The organism is Flagellimonas sp. CMM7 (assembly GCF_021390195.1).
Lineage (GTDB): Bacteria > Bacteroidota > Bacteroidia > Flavobacteriales > Flavobacteriaceae > Flagellimonas.
In genome coordinates this window covers 3353768-3380468 of record NZ_CP090003.1, presented here as the reverse complement: position 1 = coordinate 3380468, position 26701 = coordinate 3353768, and the positions used below count along the sequence as shown (strand labels likewise).

Below are 26701 nucleotides of genomic sequence, written 5' to 3'. Positions count from 1 at the left end.
GCCATTTTATTCCGTTTTTATTACCATTATGTTAGTTAAAAGTTAATTATTGCACATAACAGCATTAATTACAGCAATAAACAGCAAAAATGATTTTTTTTGATTACGTTTGCACCTCAAAAGTTTAAAACTATTCACCTATGTCGCAAGCAACGAAACCAAAAACATTGAGCTACCCCAATGACTATGAGTCCAAAAAGTTTGAAAAAATAGAGACGCATATACATGATAATTCCCAAGATGCCTCTTTTTGGGTGGCCAATGAAATTGCGCAATTGATTAGGCAGCGTCAAAAACAAGGCAAAAACGTTGTTTTAGGGCTCGCCACAGGTTCTACCCCCACTAAAATGTATGACTACTTGGCGAAGTTTCATAAAGAAGAAGGATTAAGTTTTAAAAACGTAATCACTTTCAACTTGGATGAATACTACCCAATGAAATCTGATTCTATTCACAGTTATGTGCGTTTTATGGACGAACATCTTTTTGATCATATAGACATCAAAAAGAAAAATATACACATCCCTGATGGAACCTTGGATAAGGAGGACGTACGTGATTTTTGTAATGCGTACGAGGAAAAAATTAACAAGGCAGGTGGCATTGACATTCAAATATTAGGTATTGGACGAACAGGTCATATTGGTTTCAACGAGCCAGGATCATCTTTAAAGAGTAAAACACGTTTAGTGCGCTTAGATAGGGTAACCAGATTGGATGCCGCCAGTGATTTCTTTGGGCTTGAAAATGTACCAAAAAAAGCAATCACTATGGGAGTTGGAACCATTATGGATGCCAAAAGAATAATCCTAATGGCTTGGGGCGAAGGTAAAGCAAGTATCATAGAACAATCCGTTGAAGGACAAATTAGAGAGAGTATTCCCGCTACATTCCTACAACACCATAAGAACTGCGAATTCATTTTGGATTCCGCAGCTGCATCTTCCTTAACACGAATCAACACACCTTGGCTGGTGAGCGAATGTGACTGGAATGACAAATTGATCAAGAAAGCAACACTGTGGCTTTCCGAAAAACTGAATAAAGCCATTTTAAAACTCACAAACGAACACTATAACGAATATGGAATGGGGAGCTTGGTTGCCGAAATAGGTTCTGCAGAACATATTAATCTTAAAGTTTTTAATGAACTGCAAAGAACCATTACGGGTTGGCCGGGAGGAAAACCAAATACAGATGATAGTCAACGTCCAGAACGAAAAGACCCCTACCCCAAACGTTCTTTAATATTCAGTCCGCACCCCGATGATGATGTCATATCCATGGGCGGAACACTACTACGCCTGGTTGATCAAGGGCATGAGGTTCATGTAGCTTATCAAACCTCAGGAAACATCGCGGTTTTTGATGATGAAGTGATTCGGTTTTTAGATTTTGCCACCGATGTGCAAGATGACAATAAGGAACTGGAAAAAAAATTAATGGACGCAAGACAGTTCTTGAGCTTAAAATCCCCCGGGCAGGTAGATAGTCCGGAAATTCAAAGAATTAAAGGTTTTATAAGAAAAGGCGAAGCATTGGCCGCTTGCAGATATTGCGGAGTAGATGAAAAAAACGCTCATTTTCAGAATCTGCCATTTTATGAAACTGGTACCGTAAAGAAAAAGCCTCATTCAAAGGAAGACGTTCAAATAACATATGACCTCTTGAACAAAGTGAAGCCACATCAGATATTTGCTGCAGGTGACCTTTCTGATCCACATGGAACACACCGTGTATGTCTTCAAATAATCTATGAAGCAGTAGATAGACTAGTTCAAGAAAAAGCTGATTGGATTGACGACTGTTATCTTTGGTTATATCGCGGCGCTTGGCAAGAATGGGATATTGCAGATATGGAAATGGCGGTGCCTGTTGGCCCCAAGGATATGGAACGAAAGAAAAATGCCATTTTCAAACATCAATCCCAAAAAGATGCAGCAATGTTTCCAGGCAATGATCAACGTGAATTTTGGCAACGTGCCGAGCAACGCAACACGGAAACAGCAAAAAAATATAACCAATTGGGTATGGCTGAATATGAAGCCATGGAAGGTTTTGTCCGTTACAAATTCAAATAATTGATAAAAAAAGAGAGGCTATCCGCCTCTCTTTTTTTACATCAAATCTGTATTTTTTCCATATGGTTTCAATAAGGGGTCCGTTTTGTCCAATTCGGTTATCAATAAATCAACAGCATCCATATTGCAAATCTTATATCGCTGAACAGAATCAATTTTTTCATATATAGAGGGAACAACTACTTTTTTTGATGCATTTATCATAGCCTTTTTAACTTGAACTATTTCCCAATCAAATTCGGTTACCCCATCATTTGGATGTATGCTGTTAACTCCTAAAAAACAAATATCTGCCTTTATCTCTGATAAAACCCCAATGGGTCCGCCACCAATAGTAATCTGCGAATCCTTATTAATCTTTCCTCCAACAAAAATTATTTCAATATTTAGTTTAGGTAACAACTGAACAGCTATGGGTAAACTTGGAGTAAAACATGTTATTTTAAGATAAGGTGGAATCAACCTTGCTATTTCAAGGTTTGTTGTTCCACCACTCAATAAGACTACCTGCCCTTCTTTGAGTAATGAAACCGCCTTTTCTGCAATTTTTGATTTTTTCTCAAGGGAGTAAATTTCTCGACTGGCATAATTGTAATGATTGAATCCCAGTGAAATTGCCCCACCATGTACACGCTTAAGCTTATTGCTATCATGTAGCTCCTTTATATCTCTCCTGACCGTATCTGGAGAGACCTTAACTAACTCGGCAATATCATTCAATAGAACTTTATTGTGTATCCGTACTTCGTTCAATATAACCTGATGGCGTTCTTCCTTCAGCATGGTGTTTTATAATTTAAGCAAATGTAAAAGTTTAAGTAAAATAAGGTTAAAACCCAATTCCTTCAAAAATATTGCAAAATATTGCATGTTTTGCAATTATTTGCATATTTTTGAGAAAACTACTTAATAAAACTTAATTACTAACTCCAACACTAAATGGAAAAAACTAATTTTATGAATGGAAAAAAATTGCGCCAAATACTGTTTTTGGTGTGCATAGCCGTCAGTGCCAGTGCATTTTCCCAAAATTCAGGCTCCTTCTCCGGAGCAGTGACAGATAGTAGAAACGGAACGCCCATACCTGGTGTTTCTGTTTATATTGAGAACACTTCTTATGGAACTGTAACCGATTTTGATGGTAACTACAGCTTTCAAGCTGACTTGCAGCAGGCAGACTACATACTTGTTGCCAGTTACTTAGGGTATTCAACAGAAAAAATAAGTGTAAGTTATTCTGGTGGCGATGTAACCAACAACTTTGCAATGTCAGAAGATCTTCTAAGTCTTGATGAGGTTGTTGTAACAGGCTCCACCGTGGTACAAGAACGAAAAAAATTAGGTAACGCCGTTACCACTGTAAAAAGTGTAGAACTTTTAAAAGCAGACCCTATAAATGTTACATCTGCAATTCAAGGTAAGGTTCCAGGTGCTCAAATAACCCAAAACTCGGGTGATCCCGCAGGTGGATTTTCAATAAGACTAAGAGGTCCAAGTACCATAAGTGGTTCTTCAGAACCTTTATATATAGTTGATGGGGTTATTGCCAGTAACTTAACAACTAATGTAACCAACCTAAATGTTAGCTCTGGAGATGCCAGTCCAGGTCAAAACAGAATGGTAGACATTAATCCGAACGATATCCAAGACATCAACATTTTAAATGGATCAGCTGCAGCTGCAATTTATGGCTCGCGTGCTTCCAATGGTGTAGTGATCATTACCACTAAAAGAGGTGGTAATTTTGTTGACGGTCCAGAAATTTTCTTTAAAACTTCATTCAACGTAAATGACTTAAGAAAGGAAGTAGATATGAATTTAAGGGGTGAACAATTTGGTGGCGAAGATGTAAGATTGTGGCCCATATTTGGTAGAGATGCTGAAGGAAACACAACACCTTTCGCTAATCTTTTGACCAATAAGGTAGATGTACAGCGTTTTGATTATCAAGATTTAATATTCCAAACGGGACTCGGAACGGACAACTATTTGTCCATTAGGGATGGAAATGAAAAAATGGGCTATGCAGCTTCCGTTGGATATTTGTCCAATGAAGGCATCATTAGAAACACTAAATACAATAGACTTTCCGCAAGGTTGAATTTTAACCATACCGTTAACGATTGGTTATCATACAACGTAGGGCTTTACTTTATGAACAGTACTTCTGATGAAAAGCCAGATGGAAATGTTTTTTGGAGTCCGATCAATTCCGTGAACATTACCAACAATATCTACAATGCTTCTCAAAGGGATGCAAGTGGGAACCTGCAAAGTGTAGAACCCACCAGAGTAAACCCTTTATCCATAATAGAAGAGTTTGACATTACCCAAGATGTCACCAGGTTCATTCCCAACCTAACAGTGTCTTTGAGACCAACTGATTTTTTAACTATAGATCAAATTTTAGGTATGGACACTTATAAGCAGGATGGAAACATTTCAATTCCTATATATGCTTATGAGCCTGTTAACGCTGCATATTTCAACAATGGTTATCAAGGTAATGCGGAAGCAACTATTTTTAACTGGAATTATGATGTGAACGCTACATTTGATTTTGATATTTCAGATAATATCAACTCTCAAACCATAGTTGGCTATAATTTTCAATCTAGTAGTTTAGAGTACTCTGGAACTCAGGGTCGAGATTTAGATGCAAGTGGGACTCCCACCGTTCCTTTACAAGGGCAAGAAAGCGATGATAGATTAGAGATTTTTGGAGGTTTTGTTCAAGAGACCCTGTCTTTTAGTGATAGATACTTTCTAACCATTGCAGGTAGAATTGATGGAGCTACAAACTTTGACCCAGACAAAAGAACAAACTTTTATCCTAAAATATCAGGTTCGTATGTGTTATCAAGTGAACCTTTTTGGGAGAATTCAGGTATATCCAATGTTATAAATTCCGCCAGAATACGTTCATCTTATGGTGAAGCAGGAAACCTTACAGCAGTAGGTCCTTATGCAAGGTTTGGAAGATACAATCCAAACGAGTTTCAAGGAACCACTTCATTAAGCCAGTCCAGTGCTCTAGGTAATGAAAATTTAGAAGTAGAGCGATTAAAGGAATTTGAAATAGGTACAGATTTAAGCTTATTTAACAATAGAGCATCTGTTTTGTTCACATATTACAATCAGAAAATATCAGACTTGATTGTTCAGCGTACGTTGGCTCCTTCTGAAGGAGGTCTTTCTCGATTTGAGAATGTGGGCAGTATGAAAAACGATGGTTTAGAAATCTACTTGAGAGTTACTCCTATAAAAACTGATGATTTAAAATGGGATTTGAACTTTAATTTTACTAGAAATAGAAATGAGGTAACTGCAACTACAGGTGGCCCCATATCTATAGCCACTGTAAGTGGAGCTCCGCCACAGGTTAGGGAAGGTGAAGCCTTGGGTGTCTTTTATGGAACCTATTTTGCTAGAAACGATGATGGTAGCTTTCTATTGACTGCAGATGGCTTACCTCAACAAGAAAGAGGGGACGCTTTGGCAGGAACTCCTCAAAGAGATGCAAATGGACAACCAACAGGTGATGCATTAAGAAGAGTTATCGGTGATCCAAATCCAGATTATCTCCTTGGTATAGGAACAGATGTACAATACAAACAATTTTCATTTTCTATGCTGTGGGAATCAGTTCAAGGTTTTGATGTCTTTGATGCCGATAAACGAACAAGGCAAGGAGTTGGTGTAGGAAGGTTGGCAGAACAAGAATTATCTGGTGAACTTCCAAGAGGTTATATCTCTTCAATATATCCAATTCAAGAATTTAGAATGGAGGATGGTTCATTTGTAAAATTGCGTGAGGTTTCATTAGGTTATACATTTCCTGAACTTTTTAAGGGGGTAAAAAACTTTACCGTCGCCTTAAAAGGAAGAAATTTGATTTCTATCGATAACTTTTTCAGTTATGACCCAGAAACAAATGCTGGTGGACAATCAAACTTGTTACGTGCTGTGAATTTTGGTAATGTACCAATTCCAAGAACTTTTATTCTATCACTAAGTGCAAATTTCTAATAAGAAGACAATGAAAAATATCAATAAAATATTTATAGCTATTACCGTATTCTTTGTCATTGTATCTTGTGACAAAGAGTTCATCGACCCAATAAACATTTCCGACCCAGAAGTTGAAGGAAGTGTTGAAAACCTTATCAAATTAATTAATGGAGTTCAGCAACGTTACAGTACTGATCGTGCAGGGGCAATTTATACCACAGTTACTGCATCTGGCTTAACCGCGGATGAATTGAGACTGATTAATCCTGGAAACTTAGCAGAAGCTGAACTAATCAATGGAGGTAATGAAATTTCTATTAACAACGGTATCCTAAGAAGTCTGTGGGGCGAGCTCATGCTGGTTCGTAGAGAATCTTTGACCGTGTTCGAAAATGCAGATACTGCCGCCGCAGATGAAGCTGAAGCCAATAGTTTAAAAGCTTATGCCCTATTCTATGAAGCATTGGCCAATGGCACGCTCATCCAGTTTTTTGAACAAGTACCTTTGATTACGGAGCAGGAAGCGCAATTTAATTCACGAGCAGAGGTTTTAGCCGATGCAATCAGTGATTTAACAACAGCTTTAGGGTATGCACAAAGCGGTATCTCTTCTTCAGTATCATCAAGTGTTTTCCAGTCTGTGGACTTAGAAAATTCCATTCAAGCACTATTGGCTAGATATAACCTTATGGCTGGTAACTATCCCGCTGCTGTTACAGCTGCCAATGCTGTGAATTTATCGGTTCAATCTACTTGGTCCTATGATGCTGCAGTGCCCAACCCAATTTCGGAAACATATGGCACCAACAATGTTGTTGAAGCCAAGAACGATGAATTTGGATTACCAGATACATTGTTGCCGGATCCAACGGATGGGCGTTTAGATTTTTACGTTACAATAGCCAATGATCCTTCAACAAATGAAGATGCGTTTTTCTCTGTTGGTTTTTTTGATGATAATCTAGATGACATCCCAGTATACTTGCCAGGAGAAATGTTACTCATTGAAGCTGAAGCTTTGGCAAGACAGGATCAAGTACCTCAAGCCATAACAGTATTGAATGAAGTGCTTACCAAAACTGCAGCAGGAGATGCATTTGGATTGGGAGCCAATTTACCTGAATATTCAGGTGCGGCAACCCAAGAAGCAGTTTTAGAAGAGATCTATAGAAACAGACGTATTGAATTATTTATGAGCGGTATGTCTTTGGAAGATAGTAGAAGATTTAATAGACCAGGTCCAAATGATGCAAATGCAGAACGGAACAGGAATTTCTATCCTTATCCAGATACAGAAAGAGATAATAATCCAAATACCCCTGCAGATCCATCAATATAAAATAGTTTTAGTTTGAGTTGTTAGTTTTAGTTTTCAATTTTATCAAGCGAAAAGGCCTACATTTAGTCCATAAGTAGGCCTTTTTTATTTAAGTTTTATGTCAAGGATTATCTACATAATTCCACTTTTACTTTGTCTTTCCTGCTCGGTTTCAAGAATGACCAAAATTCAACCGCAAAAAGAGTTTAGAGGAGTTTGGATTGCAACAGTGGCAAACATTGACTGGCCTAAAAATGCAAATGACAATTCAGAAAAACAGAAAAGAGATTTTATAGAAATTCTAGATTTCTACCAAGAACTTAATTTTAATGCGGCTATAGTACAGATACGAACAGCGGGCGATGCATTTTACAAGACAGAGCAAGCTCCGTGGTCTAAATACTTGACTGGGAAAGAAGGAGAGGCACCAAAAGAAGATTTCAACAGTCCTTTAGAATGGATGATAACAGAGACCCATAAGCGTGGAATGGAATTTCATGCATGGCTCAATCCATATCGCGCCACTTTTGATTTGGATACAATAGCACTGTCTGAAAAACACGATTTCTACAAACATCCGGATTGGATGCTCAAATATGGCAAAAAATACTACTATAATCCCGGGTTACCAGAAGTGCAACAAAAACTGACCAATGTCATTGAGGAAGTGGTTGCAAACTACAATGTGGACGCCATTCATTTTGATGATTATTTTTACCCATACAAAATCAAAGATGAAGTATTTAAAGACAGTATCGCTTTTCAAACCTGCGGTTTACAGAATCAAAACATAGAAGATTGGCGACGAAGTAATGTGGATTCTTTGGTGAAAAATATACATAAAGTCATTAAAAAATCTAAACCGTGGGTTCAATTTGGCATTAGTCCCTTTGGAGTATGGAAAAACAAGAGTACCGATGCAAATGGTTCTGATACAAAAGCAGGGCAAACAACCTATGAGGACCTTTATGCGGATCCGTTACTTTGGATTCAAAAAGGTTGGTTAGATTATTTAGTCCCCCAAGTATATTGGAGTATGGATTATCCTCTTGCCTCTCATCAAGTTATTACCAAATGGTGGGCTACTACCACCGAAAACACCAATTTATACATAGGCAACGGGACTTACAAAATCAAGAACAACAAGGACAAGGCCTGGAACAAGAAAAAAGAAATCCCTAAACAGCTTTCGTTGGCCAGATCTCAAAAAGAAATATCGGGCAATGTTTTCTTCAGTGCAAAATCACTTTTGGGCAAACATGATAATGTCACCAAAATCTTAAAGAAAAAGTTCTATAGATTTCCTTCCCAAAACCCAAGTGGAATTACAAAAACAAAAAGGAAGGTGTCCGTTCCAAAAGTTGAATCGATCCAGATAGTAAGCAACAACCTGAACACTTGCATTTCACATTCGGATAGTATTCCAAGATTTTTGAATTATTACGCATTGAACAATAAAACACCAAACCAAAAACTGCTCATTAGAAAGAGTTATCTTTCCGTAAGCCAAAATACTATCTGTAACCAACTCCAATTGACAAAAAAGCAATTAAAAAAGGGAATTGGAATTACTATTATTGATGCCTTCGGAAATGAAAGCGAAGTACAGGTATTAAAACCAGAATCAAATTGATTATGCAGGACATGCTTGTAAGACTTCTTGATTTACCCGATTCCACCAAGGATGAAAAGTATCTTTGGGAAACTGAAAATATCATAATCAAAAGACCTATTGCACCCGAAATGAGTATCGTAACCAATTGGGTCACATCTAATTTCAGTGTAAACTGGGGAGATGAAGTCAGTGTTGCTTTCGCGTCACTTCCCGTTAATTGTTATATAGCACAACGAGAACAATCCATTTTAGGGTTTGCTTGTTTTGAAAGCACATCAAAGAACTTTTTTGGACCTACGGGAGTTTTAGAATCAGAAAGAGGAAAAAAAATTGGAAAAATACTTTTGATAAAATCACTTAATGCATTAAAAGAGCTTGGATACGCCTATGCTATTATAGGTGGGGTTGGTCCCGCTGAATATTATGAAAAAGTAGTAGGAGCAAAGGTCATTGAAGAATCTGAAAAAAGTATCTATCAAAATCTACTAAAACATCCTAAATGAGCACTGTAGAAAAAGACAAAGGCGCATGGGCATGGATACCATTGCTTTATTTTACACAAGGCATTCCCTATATTTTAGTGGTTACTGTTTCTGTTATTATGTACAAGCGTTTAGGAATTGGTAATGCCGAAATAGGGTTGTATACCAGTTGGCTGTACTTACCTTGGGTAATAAAACCGCTATGGAGCCCATTGGTAGACCTAAATGGAACCAAAAGAAAATGGTTTCTGGGTATGCAATTTATCGTTGCTTTGTCCTTTTTGGGAATTGGTCTATTTCTTCCCTCCAATTCCTTCTTTATTATAACGCTTGCATTCTTTTGGATGGCTGCTTTTGCATCTGCAACTAATGATATTGCTTCAGATGGTTACTATATGATTGGTTTAACTCAAAAGAAACAATCATTTTTTATAGGATTACGAAGCACATTTTATCGTCTGGCCATGGTAACAGGACAAGGTTTACTGGTCATATTTGCTGGTTTTCTTGAGCATGAATATGGTGACAATGCAAAGGCTTGGTCAATAACGATGATCTGTGCCGCAATTTTAATGATGGTTTTGACTATTTCCAACTTTTTGGTTGCCCCAAAATTTGAAGCATCACAAAATAAAACAACAGAAAAACCAGCTGGTTTTTTAGAGGTCTTTTCCAGTTTTTTTAAAAAGAACCAAATATGGGTGGCCATATTATTTATACTTACTTACCGATTAGGCGAATCCCAATTGGTTAAAATGGCCTCACCGTTTCTACTGGACACCTTAGAATTAGGTGGTTTGGAATATTCTACCGAAGCTGTAGGTACCATTTACGGCACTGTGGGCGTTATAATGCTTTCCATAGGCGGAATTGTGGGCGGTATTCTAATTTCACGAGATGGGTTAAAAAAATGGATGTTTCCAATGCTGTTAGCATTAAACCTACCCAATGCACTCTATGCCATTCTTGCCTTTACGCAAACTACAAGTTTGTTTGCTGTTGTAGGCACCGTAGTTGTTGAACAGTTTGGCTATGGATTTGGATTTGCCGCCTTTCTTATTTATCTAATCTATGTTGCCGAAGGAATCTCTAAAACCTCGCACTACGCCATAGCCACAGGATTTATGGCTCTGGGAATGATGATTCCGGGGATGCTGAGTGGTTATATTCAAGAATGGCTTGGATATGATGGATTCTTTCTTTGGGTGGTTGTTGCAGCATTACCAGCGTTTCTAGTACTTAGGTATTTGAAATACCCAGAGGACTATGGTAAAAAAACTAATGTAAACGATGCATAACAGCCTACTCCCCTATTCTAGTGCAACAAAAAAACTCACCTTAAAACAAAAGGTTGGTCAACTGTTCATGCCGGCTGCATTCATCAATGATTCTGAAGAAGAAGTTCTACAAATTGAAGATTTGATTAGCACCAATAACATAGGTGCTATTTGTTTTTTTCATAGTCGGGCAAGTGCCGCAACCAATTTCGAAGGAAAAAAGAAGGTAGTTTATAATGATGATAGCTATGCAAGGTTAAGACAACTTATTTCTAGGTATCAAAAAGCTGCAAACTTCCCTTTGCTTATAGCAATTGATGCAGAATGGGGCTTGGCCATGCGCATAGAAAAAACTGCCCAATACCCCTATGCCATTACCCTAGGAGCTATTCAAGGAAACCACAGTTTAGTTTTTGAGGTTGGAAAGCAAATAGCAACTGATTGCAAGGAAGCAGGTGTTCATTGGAATTTGGCTCCCGTGGTGGACATCAACAATAATCCTGAAAATCCAGTAATTGGCTACCGCTCTTTTGGTGATGATAAAAACTTGGTCCTCACAAAGGCAGAAGCCTATATAAAAGGTATGGAAAGCATTGGGACATTAGGGGCGCTTAAACATTTTCCTGGACACGGAGATACTGCCACAGATTCTCACTTGGGATTACCTATAATCAATAAATCAAAACAAGAGTTAAAGAAAAATGAGCTCTATCCCTATCAAAAGCTTATAGAAAAAGGGGTCGATGCTGTGATGGTTGGTCATTTATCCATTCCAGAACTGGATTCTGGAAACCCATCCACTACCTCATCAAAAATTATAACAGATTTGTTGCGAACAGATATGGGTTTTGAGAGTGTTATTATTTCTGATGCCTTAAACATGCACGCCGTTTCTAAAAAATATTCTCAAAAAGGAATGCTTGAAGCCAATGCTTTTACCGCGGGTATGGACATGATGTGCTTCTCAGAATATTCAAAAGAGGGTATTGAAGAAATAATGGCAGGTGCTTCAGAAAAAAGAATTGAAGAAAGTTTTAAAAGAGTTTGGAGGTTAAAGGAGCAGGCTTTTTCAGATAATCATAAGAACGAGAATCCCAATCCACAATCGCCATCAGAATTAAATAGAAAAATTGCACAACATAGCATTACTGAACTCTATGGAAGCCCAGGTGATATTAAAGAAATTAAATCAAATGATTTCATCAATCTTTCATTAAATAATCTGACAAAAAACAGTTTTTCCTCAAAAATTGAAAAGAATGGTGGACAAAAACATCATCAATTAGAGATGTCCACAATAGAACTAATTGGAGACAAAGTATCTGAGCATAAAAACGTTGTATTAGCGCTCTTTCCGCCATCTATAAAACCAAAAAACAAGTTTGGAATTGATGAAGGAGTATTGGAGTTCATCCAATCTTTAATATCCCAAAAAAATGTTTTGATCTATCTGTTTGGAAATCCCTACGTACTAGATATTCTAAAGTTGAAATCCAATTCTAATATAGTGGTAGTTTATCAAGATTTTGCAGAATTCCAAGAAGTTGCCTTTCATCATTTTATTGGTCAAACAAAGGCCAAAGGAAAACTCCCCATAACACTTAAAACATTTCAAGTATGAAAACTGATATTATTTCATCTTGGGAAAAGAATGCTTCCGAATGGATTAAGGTAATTCAGGAAAATCAAATTCCATCTAGAAAATTCACCAATAAGGCAATTTTGGAAACTGCAGCTAGTCTGGATTGTAAGAAATTTGCAGACATTGGATGCGGTGAAGGATGGCTCACGCGTGAAATAAGCGAAATGGGATTTCAGGCCGTTGGGTTCGATGCGATAGAGGACCTAATCATAGAAGCCAAAAAAAAAGGCACACAAGATTATCATGTACTCACTTTTGAGGATATAATAGAAGGTAACCCTATACCATATGCTCCTTTTGATGCGGCTGTTTTTAACTTTTGTCTGTATTTGGAAGAAGGTCTACAAAAACTTCTGGAAAACACATTAAAGTCCGTTTCCAATAACGGATACATCATAATTCAAACCTTGCATCCATTTTTTCTAATACAAAGTGGACTTCCATATAAGAGTCAATGGCTATCCGACGCTTGGAAGGGCTTACCAGGTAAGTTTGAAGATGGTCATTCATGGTATGCAAGAACTTTTGAAAATTGGATGGAAACACTTGGAACTCTTCAAGAGGTAAAAGTAGATTTTCAAGAGGTATTGAATGACGATGAAAGGCCTATTTCATTAATCATTAAAATCAAAAAACTATAATGAAAAAGTATAAGGTTCTAGGGCTAATGTCCGGTACTTCACTAGATGGGTTGGATCTAGCCTATTGCCATCTTTGGAAAAGCAATGGTAATTGGGAGTTTTCCATAGAAAATACCATGGATATCCAGTATACCGAAAAAATGCGGGAATACCTTAAAAATGCAATTCATTTATCAGAAGAAGACCACAGTCAATTACATAAGGACTATGGTGTGTGGCTAGGAGAACAGGCTAAAAGCTTTATAGAAGAATACGATTTACAGGTGGATTTTATTGCAAGCCACGGACATACATCGCACCACAGACCAGAAGATGGTTTTACTTTTCAATTGGGAGATGGGCAGTTATTGGCAGATACTAGTGAAAAACAAGTCGTATGCGATTTTAGGAGCAAGGATGTTTCTTTGGGTGGACAAGGTGCTCCTTTGGTCCCTATTGGTGATAGATTGTTATTTCATGATTATGATTTTTGTCTGAATTTGGGAGGAATAAGCAACATTTCTTTTGATAAAAATGGAGAAAGCATCGCATATGATATCGGTATGGCCAACATGCCTTTGAATTATGTTACCCAAAAAATGGGGTTGGCTTATGATGAAGGAGGCAAATTGGCCAGAAGCGGAAGGGTAGATAAACCACTAGCTAGAAAGCTTAATCAATTAGAATATTATAAGTTGCCTTATCCCAAATCTACAGGTTACGAGCTGTTTACGGAACAAATTGTTCCATTGATTGAAGATTCGGGTGCTTCCCACATTAATTTACTCCATACATTTATTCATCATAATTGCGAACAAATTGCTATAGAAGTCCATAAACATGCCACAAAACCGCGTAGTAAATTATTCGTTGCAGGAGGTGGGGCTTTAAATCATTTTTTTATCGACACGTTGAAAGAAAAGCTTGGAGCATCAATAGATATCATTATCCTTTCTAAAACACTTATTTCATTCAAGGAAGCACTAGTTTTTGCTTTAATGGGAGTACTTCGTTTAGAGGATAAAGTCAACGTATTGAGCTCGGTAACAGGTGCAAGAGAAGATTCATGCAGTGGTGAGGTCTTTTTCCCAAAAGACAACTAGGCTGCCGCAACTTTTTTTGGCTTTTTAGCCATCAATAAAGTAAGCAATGAAAATAGCCCACAGACAGCCAAGCCAGCAAAGAGCGGCCAGACACTATCTTCAACAAAATCTCCTATAAATGTTGCAATGGGTATGGCTAACAAGGTTGAAACAAAACCATTAATAGCTGCACCGATGCCAGCAATATGACCTATTGGTTCCATAGCTATGGAACGGTAATTTCCCCACATAAAACCTAAGCAAAAGAACTGTGCCGAAAGAAAACCGACCAAAACAAAAATACTGGGGTTTGGTGAATTCCAGAATAGAAGGGAATACAAAATTGCTATAGCGCAAAAAGCAATAAGTGCTAACCGTGATAGCTTCCTCATGCCAAATTTCATTACCAACGTACCGTTTAATAATGTGGAAAGCCCTATGGAGATTGCCAACCCGGCAAAAATATACGGAAACGCTTCTTTCAATCCATATTGATTTTCAAAAACATGCTGTGCCGCACTTAAATATACCAAAAAAGCTCCTGTAACCATACCTGACATTAAAGTATAAACAATAGTCTCCCTATACTTTAAAAACTCCCTTGCACCATCAATGAACACACTACTGGAAATTGGAATTTTATATTCGGGGCGAAGTGTTTCTGCTTGTCTTTTCCAAAACCAAAAACAGACAATAAGTCCAAAAATCAATTGAATGTAAAAAATTGCTTTCCATCCAAAATTGTCGAGAATGACTTTACCTATAGCCGGGGCAACAACTGGTATTAAAATGAAAAAAGCAACCACAAAGGACATTACTTTCGCCATATAATCCCCTTTGTAGGTATCTCTAATAATCGATATGGCGAGCGTTCTTGGGCCTGAAAGACCAATTCCTTGTAAAATTCTCCCCAAAACCATTATTTCTAATGAAGGGGCAAATAAACAGATGATACTGGCTATTACAAATAAGGTGAAACCTAAATAAACCATTGGCTTTCTGCCATAACTATCAGACAATGGCCCAAAGAACAGTTGCCCTACTCCAAGTCCCAAAAAAATCATGGTGATCAACAATTGATGATCTATGGGGTCCAGACTATTTATGGCCACTCCAATATTTGATAGCGCAGGTAAAATAGCATCAATTGCCAGTGCTACGATTGACATCAATGCAGCCATCAATGCTATAAACTCAAAATTAGGTTTCTGGGTTTCTTTTTGCATTGTGCAAAACTAGGCATACCCAGATTAGTGGTGAAGCTTTTTAGAAGATATTTGTATTATATTTCTACAATTACTTCACCAAGAAACTCTAGTAAATCAAAGCGGAATATTCCCGTGCTTTTTCTTTGGAGTCTGCACTTCCTTTTTCTCTAGCATAGCAAAAGCCTTCAACAGTTTCCGTCTGGTGTTTTTAGGAAGGATTACCTCATCTATGAACCCTCTTTGTGCCGCTCTATATGGGTTTGCAAATTTTTCAGCGTATTCAGCTTCTTTTTCTGCTAATTTCTCTGCTGGATTTTTTGCTGCCGCAATTTCTCGTCTAAAAATAATCTCACTAGCACCTTTCGCTCCCATCACAGCTATCTCTGCATTGGGCCATGCAAAATTGAAATCTGCTCCAATGTGTTTAGAATTCATTACATCATAAGCACCTCCATATGCTTTTCTAGTTATGACAGTGACTCTTGGCACTGTTGCTTCACTCAGGGCATACAAAAGTTTAGCACCATGCATTATAATACCGTTCCATTCTTGATCAGTACCAGGTAAGAATCCCGGAACATCAACCAAAACCAACAAAGGAATATTAAAGGCATCGCAAAAACGTGTAAAACGCGCAGCCTTTCTTGAACTTTGCACTCCCAACACCCCTGCCAAAAACATGGGTTGGTTCGCTATGACACCGATACTTCTACCTCCTAATCGTGCAAAACCAACTATTATATTTTCGGCATAATCCTTATGAATTTCATAAAAGGTATCGCTGTCTATAATCCCCTTGATCACACCATGCATATCATAGGGCTTGTTAGGGTTATCAGGTACTATACTCGAGAGTTCCTCCCGTATCTCATCTCCTAAAGCATATGGCTTCAATTTTGGTAACTCGGTGTTGTTCTGTGGTAAATAGTCCAACAAGTTTCTTATATCATCCAAGCATATAGCATCATTAGAAGAAGTTTTGTGGGCCACACCGGATTTTACAGCATGTGCACTGGCACCTCCCAACTCTTCCGATGTCACTTCCTCATTTGTAACCGTTTTTACCACATTGGGTCCGGTAACAAACATATAACTGGTTTCTTCTACCATCACAATAAAATCTGTCATTGCCGGTGAATACACCGCCCCACCAGCGCAAGGCCCCATTACTGCAGATATCTGTGGGATTACCCCTGATGCCTGCACATTTCTGTAAAAGATATCAGCATACCCGCCAAGAGATCTAACTCCCTCTTGAATTCGGGCACCCCCAGAATCGTTCAATCCAATGATTGGCGCCCCCACTTTCATGGCCAGATCCATCACTTTACATATTTTCTCGGCATGGGTTTCAGATAAAGCGCCTCCAAAAACGGTAAAGTCCTGGGCATAGACATAGACCAATCGTCCATTAATGGTCCCATAACCCGTTACCACACCATCTCCGTAATAGATTTCCTTTTCCATACCAAAATCTGTGGTACGATGGGTAACCAAAACCCCCATTTCTTCAAAAGAGCCTTCGTCCAACAAATATTGGACTCGCTCCCTCGCAGTCAGTTTTTTCTTTTGATGTTGTTTTTCAATTCGTTTTTCACCTCCACCTAGATGAGCTTCAGCTACTTTATCCTTTAAAATTTTTATTTTGGAATCCATACGAATTAGTTTGATGGTAATTTTAGTATTTTTTGGTCTTCAAGGTATTGGTGCAATGCAATCATAGCTGCTATTTCCGCCTCATCTGTATTTTGTTGTTTGAGGGTTTCTGGAGAATAGTAATCTTTTACGAAATGTGTATCAAAATTTCCCGACCTAAACGCATCGTGTTTGAAAACAAAAGTGCCAAAAGGTAATGTGGTCTGTACCCCTTTGATTTTATAATCCTGAATAGCATCAAGTATTAATTCAATCGCCTCTTCCCTAGTTTCACCATAAGTAATCAATTTTGAAAGCATGGGGTCATAATAAATTGGAATATCCATTCCTTCTTCAAACCCATTATCAACTCGAATCCCCTCTCCTACTGGCAACTTATAAACTTCCAAATTACCAACACTGGGCAAGAAATCGTTAAGAGGATCTTCTGCATAAACCCGTAACTCCATAGCATGACCCTGTATCTTTAAATCTTCTTGCTTTAATGGTAGTTCTTCTCCCCTCGCAACCTTTATCTGCAGCTCCACCAAATCAACTCCAGAAATCAACTCGGTAACCGGGTGTTCTACCTGCAGTCTTGTGTTCATTTCTAAAAAGTAGAAATTTAGATCAGCATCCATTAAAAACTCCACGGTACCTGCTCCCACATAATCACAAGCTTCAGCGACCTTAGTTGCCGCTACTCCCATTGCGTTTCTTAGTTCAGGTGTTAAAATAGAAGATGGGGCCTCTTCCACTACCTTTTGATGTCGCCTTTGGATACTACATTCCCGTTCAAAAAAGTGCAGCACATTGCCATGGGTATCCGCCATTACCTGAATTTCAATATGCCTGGGCGAAGTCACGTATTTTTCCACAAAAACAGAACCATCACCAAAAGCAGAAGTAGCTTCGCTAATGGCCCGTTCCATTTGAGATTCCAAATCCGCTTCCTTTTCAACAATTCGCATACCCTTTCCACCTCCACCAGCAGAAGCCTTTATTAAAACTGGATATCCAATCTCATTTGCAATTTCATGGGCTTTCGCAACCTCTGTTATCGCCTCATCAATACCGGGCACCATTGGAATATCATAGGCCTTTACGGCTTCTTTGGCTGCAAGTTTACTGCCCATTACCCGTATTGCTTTAGATTTTGGCCCAATAAAGGTGAGTCCATTCTTTTCAACAGCTTCAGCAAAATCGGCATTTTCACTTAAAAAACCGTATCCGGGATGGATTCCATCAACATTTAGTTTTAATGCGACCTTAATAATTTTGTCTCCCAACAAATATGACTTGTTAGATGGCGGTTCACCAATACAGACCGCTTCGTCCGCAAATCGAACATGTGGAGCATTTCTATCTGCTTCGGAAAATACAGCTACGGTACTTATACCCATTTTCTTTGCGGTTCTCATTACCCTCAGGGCAATTTCTCCGCGATTTGCAACCAGTATTTTTTTCATAATTGATTATTCAAATTCAATCAGTAATTGTTTCTTTTCTACCGCCTCTCCCTTTTTTATAGAAATCTTTTTAATAATGCCGTTTCTGGGGGAGGTAATAATATTTTCCATCTTCATAGCTTCCAAAATCAACAATTGATCATCTTCTTTCACCTCTTCCCCCTCTTTAACCAAAATATCTAAAATCAACCCAGGCATTGGAGCTGCTATGGAATCTATATTTTTAGCACCGTTAATAGCAAAGCCCATTTTTTTAATGAGTACTTCCAAAGGGGTATCTATTGAGATTTGGTACTCATTACCATTTACATTGATCGTATAAAATCTATTGTTAAAATCAGTTTTTACTATCTGAATATGGTAAGAAACTCCATTTTTTAGTAGGTGCAGCGTGTCACTGCTTGTCTTTAAAATATCTAAAGGGGAAATATCGTCTTTGGAAAGTTGAAAATCAAAGTTTTCATTGACCTTTATAACATAGGAATTTTCCATAAAAATTGTTGTTACAGGTTATCTAGATAAATATAAGATTAAAGCATTAATCCTATACAAAACTAGTCCTAGAAACTTTCAAGGTTTATGATAATCATCATTCATTTTTTTATAAATACGCATTAACTATGCAAGAATATTCACAGATTGTAAATCTTATCAAATGCTTACTTTTGAGATTTAAATTATCATTATGCTGATTTTAGGAATTGCCGGTGGTACAGGGTGTGGAAAAACTACTGTGGTTAATCAAATAGTGGATGAGTTGCCAGAGAATGAAGTGGGAGTCATTTCGCAAGACTCCTATTACAATGACCTTTCACACTTGACCAAAGAGGAACGTGGAAAAGTTAATTTTGACCACCCAAATTCCATAGATTTTGATTTATTGATTTCTCACCTTGATCAATTAAGGCAAGGGAAATCAATAAATAAACCTATATACTCTTTTGTTGAAGAGACGCGTTTAGATGAAACTATATTGACACCGCCAAGAAAAGTTATGATCGTTGAAGGCATCCTTGTTTTGAGCAATCCGCAACTACGCAATATGTTCGATATAAAAATCTATGTTCATGCAGATTCGGATGAACGCTTGATTAGAAGATTGCAGCGCGATATAAAAGAACGAGGACACGACCTTGAAAAAGCGCTGACCAGATATCAAACAGCAGTAAAACCCATGCATCAGCAATTTATAGAACCCTCTAAGGAATTTGCGGACATCATTATCCCAAATAACCATTACAACACTGTGGCCGTAGATATGGTGAGGACCATAATAAATGATAGACTAGGTTAAGTTATGAGGTTCAAAGAATTAAAAAATAAAAAATGGTTTAAAGTCATGACCAACATGTACATCTTGGTTTTGACCATTTTTCTGATTTGGATGGTTTTTTTTGACACCAATTCTTTGATGATACATTTAGAGCTACGGAATGAAGTTAAAAAACTGGAAAAACAGAAAGAATTTTTAAAAGGTGAAATAAACAAGGATAAAGAGATTCTTGAAAAACTTTCTGACAAAAGTGAGCTGGAAAAATTTGCTCGTGAAAAGTTTTACATGAAGAAAGAAAATGAGGAGATTTTCTTGATAGAATATGAGGATAGTTTAAAGACAAAAAAGAATGAGTAATCAAGGTTTGTTTGATGAATTTCCTGAAGTTTCCGCAAAACAATGGAAACAGAAAATCCAATTCGATTTAAAGGGAGCGGATTATAACGAAACTTTACTTTGGGAATCCTTGGAGGGCATTAAAGTAAAACCATTTTACCATGCTGAAGATTTACAAAATGCAAAAACCTTTAACCTTCCAAAAGACCATAATTGGAAAATTGCGCAGACTATTTTTGTCGGTGATTCTAAAAAAGCAAATGCCAAGGCTATAGATTGCCTAAAAAGAGGGACGGAAAGTATACTGTTCACCATACCAAATGAGAATATAAATTTTCAAGAATTACTTTCAGGAATTGACTTGGAACATACCCCAATCCACTTTAACTTTCAGTTTTTGGCTGTTGAGCCCATTAAAAAACTATTGGAATTCACTACTGGAAAAAAATCAGAAATTAACCTCAATATTGATTTGATCGCTAACCTGATCAAGGACGGAAATTGGTTTCATAACCTAGAAAAAGATCATTCGTTATTGGGAGAAATCTATAATCAAACCTCTAGTAAAAAAGGAATTACCGCAATTAGCATTGATACTTCAATTTATCAAAACGCTGGCTCCAGCATGGTGCAACAATTGGCCTATGGTTTAGCACATGCCAACGAGTACTTAAATCATTTTTCCTCAGTCACTTCGAGCGCGGTCGAGAAGTCTTTCCCAATAACTTTCAAAGTTTCAGTTGGTGGAAATTATTTCTTTGAAATAGCTAAACTGCGAGCGTTACGATGGTTGTGGCAAAGCCTGAGGACCGAGTATGGAATTGAAACTGATTGCCATATTATGGCAATTCCTTCCAAACGAAACAAAACTTTGTACGACTATAACGTCAACATGTTACGTACAACATCAGAATGCATGTCTGCAATACTAGGAGGAGCCGATACGGTTACGAATTTACCGTATGACGCCATTTATCATAAAGACAATGAGTTCGGCGAACGCATCGCTAGAAATCAATTATTACTGCTTAAAGAAGAAAGCTATTTCAATCAAATATCAAAAGCTGCTGAGGGCACATATTACATTGAACATTTAACACAACAGCTTGCTGAAAGAGCATTGGAACTTTTCAAACAAATTGAAAATTCTGGTGGGTTTTTAAGTGAATTGAAAAAAGGAACCATACAAAGAAAAATAAAGGAGAATTCTGAAAAAGAACAGCAACTTTTTAATACAAAAGAAATAACATTGGTCGGAACGAATAAATATCAAAACCAACAAGACCAAATGAAGGATGATTTAGAGCTCTATCCTTTTGTGAAAATCCAACCCAGAAAAACAATCATAGAGCCCATTATTGAAAAGCGATTGGCAGAAACATTGGAACAAAAAAGACTTGGCGATGAGTAGAAAGAATCTTCAGAATCTAACATTATCATCAGGTGTCAGGTCGAGCGCAGTCGAGACCTCAAAGAATTTTGCTGCGGGCATCTCCCCTTTTTTACGCGGCCCCTACTCTACCATGTATGTCCGTAGACCATGGACAATACGGCAATATGCCGGGTTTTCAACAGCAGAAGAAAGTAATGCCTTTTACAGAAGAAATTTAGAAGCAGGGCAAAAAGGGCTGTCAGTTGCGTTTGACCTTCCTACCCACAGAGGTTACGATAGCGATAATGAACGTGTAGTTGGTGATGTTGGAAAAGCCGGAGTCGCCATAGATTCTGTGGAAGACATGAAGGTTCTTTTCGATGGGATTCCCTTAGATAAAATGTCCGTTTCAATGACCATGAATGGGGCCGTTCTCCCTATCATGGCATTTTACATTGCTGCTGCCGAAGAACAAGGTGTTTCTATGGAACAGCTTTCAGGCACCATCCAAAATGACATTCTTAAGGAATTTATGGTGCGGAATACCTATATCTATCCGCCGGCCCCTTCAATGCAATTGGTAGCTGATATTTTTGAGTTTACCAGCAAAAACATGCCAAAATTTAATAGCATCAGTATTTCTGGATATCACATGCACGAGGCAGGTGCTCCAGCTGCACTGGAATTAGCGTACACACTTTCAGATGGTATTGAATATATTCGGACTGGTATAAAAGCCGGACTACAAATAGATGATTTTGCACCCCGTCTTTCTTTTTTCTGGGGAATTGGCATGAATCACTTTACAGAAATTGCCAAAATGAGGGCTGGTAGAATGCTTTGGGCCAAGTTGGTGAAGAAATTCAATCCCAAAAATGAAAAATCATTGATGCTCCGCACCCATAGCCAGACCAGTGGGTGGAGTTTAACAGAACAAGACCCCTTTAACAATGTTGCCAGAACTACAATTGAAGCTATGGCGGCAGCCTTTGGGGGAACACAAAGCTTACATACCAATGCCTTGGATGAAGCCATAGCGTTACCTACAGATTTTTCAGCTCGAATTGCGCGTAACACTCAAATTTACTTACAACAAGAAACACATATCACAAAAACCGTAGACCCTTGGGCCGGCAGCCATATGGTCGAAGCGTTAACAAATCAAATTACGCAAGAAGCTTGGGAACTCATCAAAGAAGTGGAAGAGCTTGGAGGAATGACCAAAGCCATTGAAGCTGGTATTCCCAAAATGCGCATTGAAGAAGCCGCAGCCAAAAAACAAGCCCGGATTGATAGCGGTCAAGATACCATTGTAGGTGTAAACAAATATCGCTTGGAAGACGAAGATGACCTTCAAATTTTAGAAGTTGATAATGATAAGGTCCGTAAACAGCAGATAGCGCAACTGCAACAGATTAAATCTACCCGTAATGAAGATACGGTCCAAAAAGCTTTGAGTCAGATTACAATAGCATCCAAGAAGGTCATGGAAAACAACGCTGAGCGAGAAAATTTGTTAGCTTTAGCCGTAGAAGCAGCAAAAGCGCGTGCCACTTTAGGAGAAATTAGTGATGCGATGGAAGAGGCTTTTGGGCGTTATAGAGCAAAAATCCAATCATTTACAGGAGTGTATTCCAAAGAAATTAAAAACGATGCAAGTTTTGAAAAAGCCAAAAACATGGCGGATGACTTTGCTTTGGAAGAAGGCAGAAGGCCTAGGATCATGATAGCAAAGATGGGGCAAGATGGACATGACCGCGGAGCTAAGGTAGTGGCTACAGGTTATGCAGATCTTGGTTTTGATGTGGATATCGGCCCACTTTTTCAGACCCCTGCGGAGGTGGCAAAACAAGCTGTTGAAAATGATGTTCATGTATTAGGTATCTCCTCTCTGGCGGGAGGGCATAAAACTTTGGTTCCTGAGGTAATTCAAGAATTGAAAAACTATGGAAGAGAAGACATTATGGTCATTGTTGGCGGTGTCATTCCTAAACAAGATTACCAACACCTACTAAAACATGGTGCAGTTGCAGTTTTTGGGCCAGGAACAAAAATTAGTAGCGCAGCTATTGAAATCTTAAAGATTTTGATGGACTGACCCTCCTTAATAACCTAATAACTAAAAGTTTAACTTTCTTTAACGAGTAATGTTAAGGTTATTCACCTAGTGTTAACAAAATACATTTTTTGGCATCCCAAATAATCGTATTTTTAGCCTCTAACTTACTATGAAATGGGCAAGATTATTGCTATTGCAAATCAGAAGGGTGGAGTAGGTAAAACAACCACTACGGTTAACCTAGCTGCCTCGCTTGGTGTATTGGAAAAAAAAGTACTGCTAATAGATGCAGACCCCCAGGCCAATGCAACATCAGGTTTGGGCATTGATGTGGACAGTATTGAAAAAGGCACTTACCAGTTGCTGGAGCATACCAAGACGGTAGATGATGTAATTATACCAACAGATTCTCCAAATGTGGATCTTATTCCAGCTCATATTGACCTTGTGGCAATTGAAATAGAATTGGTTGATAAGGACAACAGGGAGTACATGTTGAAAGAAGCCCTTAAAGGTTTGGGAGACAGGTATGATTTCATCTTGATTGATTGTGCCCCTTCTTTAGGCTTATTGACTTTGAATGCTCTTACTGCGGCGGATTCAGTTATGATTCCAATACAGTGCGAATATTTTGCTTTAGAAGGCCTAGGAAAACTGTTGAACACGATAAAGAGCGTACAGAAAATACATAATAACGATTTGGATATTGAAGGCATGTTGTTGACCATGTATGATTCAAGGTTACGACTCTCTAACCAGGTTGTGGAAGAAGTTAAAAAACACTTTGCAGACATGGTATTTGACACCATAATCCAAAGGAACGTTAGGTTAAGTGAAGCGCCAAGTTATGGAGAAAGTATTATTAAATACGATGCCAGCAGTAAGGGTGCCACAAATTATCTAAACTTGGCCAACGAAGTATTGAAGAAAAACAAGGAGAAAGTTTAAATGGCGAAGGCAACTAAAAAACAGGCTTTAGGAAGAGGCCTCTCCGCGCTGTTAAAAGATCCCGAGAATGATATTCAATCAGTTTCGGATAAAAATGCGGATAAGGTCATTGGCAATGTAGTTGAACTGGAGATTGATTCTATCGAGGTGAATCCTTTTCAACCACGTTCCAATTTTAACGATGAAACACTTAAAGAACTTGCAAGTTCAATCAGGGAACTTGGAATTATTCAACCCATAACGGTAAGAAAGCTCGATTTCAACAAATTCCAGCTGGTCTCTGGTGAAAGAAGGTTTCGTGCTTCTAAGCTAGTAGGGTTAAAAACTATCCCTTCTTACATTCGTATAGCAAATGACCAAGAATCATTGGAAATGGCTTTGGTGGAGAATATCCAACGCCAAGACCTAGATCCTATCGAAATTGCACTTTCATATCAGCGACTCATAGATGAGATTGAGGTTACCCAAGAAAAGTTAAGCGATCGTGTGGGTAAAAAGCGTTCTACCATTACCAATTATTTGCGTTTACTTAAACTCCACCCTATCATTCAAACAGGAATGAGAGATGGTTTTGTAAGCATGGGGCATGGCCGAGCTCTTATAAATATTGAAAAGAAAAAAGACCAAATCAATATCTACGAAAAAGTGGTTTCTGATGGCCTTTCCGTTAGGGAAACAGAGCGATTGGTAAAAGTTTATAAGGAATCAAAAAAAGGAAATTCTTCAGAAGCGAAAAAGTCAAGTTCCAAAGAAATACCAAATTTTGTTAGCAAAGGTATGGATGTGTTAAAACAACACCTTTCCACCAAAGTTGATATTACTACATCGCAAAATGGAAAAGGGAAAATTGTGATTCCTTTTCATTCCAAAGAAGAATTTCAGCGTTTAAGAAAACTATTGACAGGTGAGTAAAAGTTTTTTTTTACTATTCTTTTCATTGCTTTTTGTGCAGTTTTCCTTTTCTCAAGAAGATGAAGTGGAACCGCATCCCAAAGAAATTGATTCATTGGCTCAAGATTTAGAAGGTAAAGGTATTACCATTCAAGAAGTCACTTATGAAAAGAAAAGGATAAACCCGCTTGCACCCAGTAAAGCCGCTTTTTACTCCGCTATATTCCCTGGATTAGGTCAAATTTACAACAAACGGTATTGGAAAGCCCCTATAGTTTGGGGTGCCATTGGGACGGGAATTTATGTGTATTCCTTCAATAATACTGAATACAACCGAGCAAGAGATGCTTTTAAAAGAAGACGGGCAGGTTTTACCGATGATGAATTTTACGATATTAATGGTGACGGAAGCGGCCCTGACATCTCTGATGATGCCTTGCAAGATGCACAAGAAAGTACTCAACGTGATAGGGATTTGTCATTATTGGTCACAATAGCGCTCTATGCCTTAAATATAATAGACGCAAATGTGGATGCACATCTTAAACAATATAATGTGGATGATGATTTATCGTTTGATTTTCAACCTTACTTAGACCTTAATCCATTGACCAATAAGCCAAACTATGGAATGGCTCTGGTGGTAAAATTTTAATTATATGAATATTGGATTGTTTGGATACGGGAAAATGGGGCAAATGATTGAGCAAATTGCTCAAGATAGAGGACATTTCATAGTTGCAAAGGTAGATGTAGATACGGAGAAAGTAGATTACAAAAACATTGATGTAGCTATTGATTTTAGTACTCCGGACGCGGCATTTAATAACATAACCTCTTGTTTTAAAAACAACATCCCTGTTATTTCAGGTACTACCGGATGGTTATCAGATTATGATAAAGCAGTGGGTATCTGCAATGAGGTCAATGGAGCATTCATATATGCCTCTAATTTTAGTTTAGGGGTCAATGTGTTTTTTGAATTGAATTCGTATTTGGCCAAAATGATGTCCAATCTAAATCAGTATAAGGTTCAAATGGAAGAAATTCATCATACTCAAAAATTGGACGCACCAAGCGGCACAGCAATTACTTTGGCAGATGGAATCATAGAAAACACTAAGTATATTGGATGGGAATTGGATACATCTGGAGAAAAGAAAATTACAATCACCTCTAAACGTGAAGGATCTGTTCCCGGAACCCATTCTATTTCATACGAAAGTATGGTAGATAATATTGAAATTAAGCACACTGCCCATAATCGTGAGGGTTTCGCTTTAGGAGCGGTCATAGCAGCTGAGTGGATTCAGGGCAAAACCGGGATCTTCTCTATGAAAGATGTGTTAAATCTTAACTAAAAAAAGTAACAAAAATCTAGA

Annotated in this window: 22 protein-coding genes; 17 read left to right on the top strand and 5 right to left on the bottom strand. The window is 38.0% G+C overall.

The features are described 5' to 3' along the window. Positions 1-140: 140 nt before the first annotated feature. Positions 141-2081 (top strand): glucosamine-6-phosphate deaminase, encoded by a 1941-nt coding sequence (gene nagB, locus LV704_RS15225; RefSeq protein WP_163423131.1) that lies wholly within the window; start codon positions 141-143, stop codon positions 2079-2081. A gap of 36 nt (positions 2082-2117) precedes the next feature. Here the strand turns inward: nagB and LV704_RS15220 are convergent, their stop codons facing one another. After that, positions 2118-2864 (bottom strand): DeoR/GlpR family DNA-binding transcription regulator, encoded by a 747-nt coding sequence (locus LV704_RS15220; RefSeq protein WP_163423130.1) that lies wholly within the window; start codon positions 2862-2864, stop codon positions 2118-2120. 174 nt (positions 2865-3038) lie between these two features. Between LV704_RS15220 and LV704_RS15215 the strand changes: the two genes are divergently transcribed. From LV704_RS15215 to LV704_RS15180, 8 genes are all read left to right on the top strand, one after another. Further along, a complete protein-coding gene (locus LV704_RS15215) occupies positions 3039-6110 on the top strand; it encodes a SusC/RagA family TonB-linked outer membrane protein (RefSeq protein ID WP_163423129.1) in 3072 nt (1023 codons plus the stop codon). A 10-nt stretch (positions 6111-6120) separates the two neighbouring features. Continuing rightward, positions 6121-7431 carry a RagB/SusD family nutrient uptake outer membrane protein gene (locus tag LV704_RS15210; protein WP_163423128.1) on the top strand — a complete coding sequence of 437 codons (1311 nt, stop codon included), beginning with the start codon at positions 6121-6123 and terminating at the stop codon, positions 7429-7431. A 157-nt stretch (positions 7432-7588) separates the two neighbouring features. After that, a complete protein-coding gene (locus LV704_RS15205; protein WP_233782059.1) occupies positions 7589-9043 on the top strand; it encodes a glycoside hydrolase family 10 protein in 1455 nt (484 codons plus the stop codon). 2 nt (positions 9044-9045) lie between these two features. Beyond that, entirely contained in the window at positions 9046-9528 is a 483-nt protein-coding gene (locus LV704_RS15200; RefSeq protein ID WP_163423126.1) for a GNAT family N-acetyltransferase, read from the top strand. Continuing rightward, the gene (locus tag LV704_RS15195; protein ID WP_163423125.1) at positions 9525-10805 is read left to right on the top strand and encodes an MFS transporter; all 1281 of its coding nucleotides are present in this window, start codon (positions 9525-9527) and stop codon (positions 10803-10805) included. The genes LV704_RS15200 and LV704_RS15195 overlap by 4 nt, the downstream gene beginning before the upstream one ends. After that, a complete protein-coding gene (locus LV704_RS15190) occupies positions 10798-12405 on the top strand; it encodes a glycoside hydrolase family 3 protein (RefSeq protein ID WP_163423124.1) in 1608 nt (535 codons plus the stop codon). The genes LV704_RS15195 and LV704_RS15190 overlap by 8 nt, the downstream gene beginning before the upstream one ends. Continuing rightward, positions 12402-13067, top strand: coding sequence for a bifunctional 2-polyprenyl-6-hydroxyphenol methylase/3-demethylubiquinol 3-O-methyltransferase UbiG (locus LV704_RS15185; RefSeq protein WP_163423123.1), 666 nt, complete (start codon positions 12402-12404; stop codon positions 13065-13067). Before LV704_RS15190 ends, LV704_RS15185 begins: the two co-directional genes overlap by 4 nt. Next, positions 13067-14149, top strand: coding sequence for an anhydro-N-acetylmuramic acid kinase (locus LV704_RS15180; RefSeq protein ID WP_163423122.1), 1083 nt, complete (start codon positions 13067-13069; stop codon positions 14147-14149). Before LV704_RS15185 ends, LV704_RS15180 begins: the two co-directional genes overlap by 1 nt. Here the strand turns inward: LV704_RS15180 and LV704_RS15175 are convergent. The 4 genes from LV704_RS15175 to LV704_RS15160 all read right to left on the bottom strand — a co-directional run bounded on the left by LV704_RS15175 (position 14146) and on the right by LV704_RS15160 (position 18932). Next, entirely contained in the window at positions 14146-15354 is a 1209-nt protein-coding gene (locus tag LV704_RS15175) for a multidrug effflux MFS transporter (RefSeq protein ID WP_163423121.1), read from the bottom strand. The genes LV704_RS15180 and LV704_RS15175 overlap by 4 nt on opposite strands. Before the next feature lie 96 nt (positions 15355-15450). Beyond that, positions 15451-16992 carry an acyl-CoA carboxylase subunit beta gene (locus LV704_RS15170; protein WP_163423120.1) on the bottom strand — a complete coding sequence of 514 codons (1542 nt, stop codon included), beginning with the start codon at positions 16990-16992 and terminating at the stop codon, positions 15451-15453. Between the two features lie 5 nt (positions 16993-16997). Then, the gene (gene accC / locus LV704_RS15165) at positions 16998-18440 is read right to left on the bottom strand and encodes an acetyl-CoA carboxylase biotin carboxylase subunit (RefSeq protein ID WP_163423119.1); all 1443 of its coding nucleotides are present in this window, start codon (positions 18438-18440) and stop codon (positions 16998-17000) included. Positions 18441-18446: 6 nt separating this feature from the next. Beyond that, a complete protein-coding gene (locus LV704_RS15160; protein ID WP_163423118.1) occupies positions 18447-18932 on the bottom strand; it encodes an acetyl-CoA carboxylase biotin carboxyl carrier protein subunit in 486 nt (161 codons plus the stop codon). 193 nt (positions 18933-19125) lie between these two features. Here LV704_RS15160 and udk point away from each other — a divergent pair, with 193 nt between their 5' ends. From udk to dapB, 8 genes are all read left to right on the top strand, one after another. Then, the gene (gene udk / locus LV704_RS15155; protein ID WP_163423117.1) at positions 19126-19734 is read left to right on the top strand and encodes a uridine kinase; all 609 of its coding nucleotides are present in this window, start codon (positions 19126-19128) and stop codon (positions 19732-19734) included. A gap of 3 nt (positions 19735-19737) precedes the next feature. Then, a complete protein-coding gene (locus LV704_RS15150) occupies positions 19738-20070 on the top strand; it encodes a septum formation initiator family protein (RefSeq protein WP_163423116.1) in 333 nt (110 codons plus the stop codon). Continuing rightward, entirely contained in the window at positions 20063-21460 is a 1398-nt protein-coding gene (locus tag LV704_RS15145; RefSeq protein ID WP_163423115.1) for a methylmalonyl-CoA mutase subunit beta, read from the top strand. Before LV704_RS15150 ends, LV704_RS15145 begins: the two co-directional genes overlap by 8 nt. Next, positions 21453-23519, top strand: a complete 2067-nt coding sequence (scpA, locus tag LV704_RS15140) for a methylmalonyl-CoA mutase (protein WP_163423114.1) — start codon at positions 21453-21455, stop codon at positions 23517-23519. Before LV704_RS15145 ends, scpA begins: the two co-directional genes overlap by 8 nt. Before the next feature lie 135 nt (positions 23520-23654). Beyond that, complete coding sequence (locus tag LV704_RS15135) at positions 23655-24428, top strand: ParA family protein (RefSeq protein ID WP_163423113.1); 774 nt, start codon at positions 23655-23657, stop codon at positions 24426-24428. Next, positions 24429-25340, top strand: a complete 912-nt coding sequence (locus LV704_RS15130) for a ParB/RepB/Spo0J family partition protein (protein WP_163423112.1) — start codon at positions 24429-24431, stop codon at positions 25338-25340. It begins immediately after the preceding gene. Continuing rightward, entirely contained in the window at positions 25333-25974 is a 642-nt protein-coding gene (locus LV704_RS15125; protein ID WP_163423111.1) for a DUF5683 domain-containing protein, read from the top strand. The genes LV704_RS15130 and LV704_RS15125 overlap by 8 nt, the downstream gene beginning before the upstream one ends. A gap of 4 nt (positions 25975-25978) precedes the next feature. Continuing rightward, positions 25979-26680: a 4-hydroxy-tetrahydrodipicolinate reductase gene (dapB, locus tag LV704_RS15120; RefSeq protein WP_163423110.1), complete on the top strand. Its 702-nt coding sequence runs from the start codon at positions 25979-25981 to the stop codon at positions 26678-26680. Positions 26681-26701: the final 21 nt, after the last annotated feature.

What these genes read in the sequence shown, in the direction of transcription:
- nagB (WP_163423131.1), top strand. Translation starts at nt 141, where the DNA reads ATGTCGCAAGCAACGAAACCAAAAACATTGAGCTACCCCAATGACTAT.
- LV704_RS15180 (WP_163423122.1), top strand. Translation starts at nt 13,067, where the DNA reads ATGAAAAAGTATAAGGTTCTAGGGCTAATGTCCGGTACTTCACTAGAT.
- LV704_RS15190 (WP_163423124.1), top strand. Translation starts at nt 10,798, where the DNA reads ATGCATAACAGCCTACTCCCCTATTCTAGTGCAACAAAAAAACTCACC.
- LV704_RS15150 (WP_163423116.1), top strand. Translation starts at nt 19,738, where the DNA reads ATGAGGTTCAAAGAATTAAAAAATAAAAAATGGTTTAAAGTCATGACC.
- dapB (WP_163423110.1), top strand. Translation starts at nt 25,979, where the DNA reads ATGAATATTGGATTGTTTGGATACGGGAAAATGGGGCAAATGATTGAG.
- LV704_RS15135 (WP_163423113.1), top strand. Translation starts at nt 23,655, where the DNA reads ATGGGCAAGATTATTGCTATTGCAAATCAGAAGGGTGGAGTAGGTAAA.
- LV704_RS15145 (WP_163423115.1), top strand. Translation starts at nt 20,063, where the DNA reads ATGAGTAATCAAGGTTTGTTTGATGAATTTCCTGAAGTTTCCGCAAAA.
- udk (WP_163423117.1), top strand. Translation starts at nt 19,126, where the DNA reads ATGCTGATTTTAGGAATTGCCGGTGGTACAGGGTGTGGAAAAACTACT.
- LV704_RS15175 (WP_163423121.1), bottom strand. Translation starts at nt 15,354, where the DNA reads ATGCAAAAAGAAACCCAGAAACCTAATTTTGAGTTTATAGCATTGATG.
- LV704_RS15210 (WP_163423128.1), top strand. Translation starts at nt 6,121, where the DNA reads ATGAAAAATATCAATAAAATATTTATAGCTATTACCGTATTCTTTGTC.
- accC (WP_163423119.1), bottom strand. Translation starts at nt 18,440, where the DNA reads ATGAAAAAAATACTGGTTGCAAATCGCGGAGAAATTGCCCTGAGGGTA.
- LV704_RS15220 (WP_163423130.1), bottom strand. Translation starts at nt 2,864, where the DNA reads ATGCTGAAGGAAGAACGCCATCAGGTTATATTGAACGAAGTACGGATA.
- scpA (WP_163423114.1), top strand. Translation starts at nt 21,453, where the DNA reads ATGAGTAGAAAGAATCTTCAGAATCTAACATTATCATCAGGTGTCAGG.
- LV704_RS15185 (WP_163423123.1), top strand. Translation starts at nt 12,402, where the DNA reads ATGAAAACTGATATTATTTCATCTTGGGAAAAGAATGCTTCCGAATGG.
- LV704_RS15195 (WP_163423125.1), top strand. Translation starts at nt 9,525, where the DNA reads ATGAGCACTGTAGAAAAAGACAAAGGCGCATGGGCATGGATACCATTG.
- LV704_RS15170 (WP_163423120.1), bottom strand. Translation starts at nt 16,992, where the DNA reads ATGGATTCCAAAATAAAAATTTTAAAGGATAAAGTAGCTGAAGCTCAT.
- LV704_RS15160 (WP_163423118.1), bottom strand. Translation starts at nt 18,932, where the DNA reads ATGGAAAATTCCTATGTTATAAAGGTCAATGAAAACTTTGATTTTCAA.
- LV704_RS15215 (WP_163423129.1), top strand. Translation starts at nt 3,039, where the DNA reads ATGAATGGAAAAAAATTGCGCCAAATACTGTTTTTGGTGTGCATAGCC.
- LV704_RS15130 (WP_163423112.1), top strand. Translation starts at nt 24,429, where the DNA reads ATGGCGAAGGCAACTAAAAAACAGGCTTTAGGAAGAGGCCTCTCCGCG.
- LV704_RS15200 (WP_163423126.1), top strand. Translation starts at nt 9,046, where the DNA reads ATGCAGGACATGCTTGTAAGACTTCTTGATTTACCCGATTCCACCAAG.
- LV704_RS15205 (WP_233782059.1), top strand. Translation starts at nt 7,589, where the DNA reads ATGACCAAAATTCAACCGCAAAAAGAGTTTAGAGGAGTTTGGATTGCA.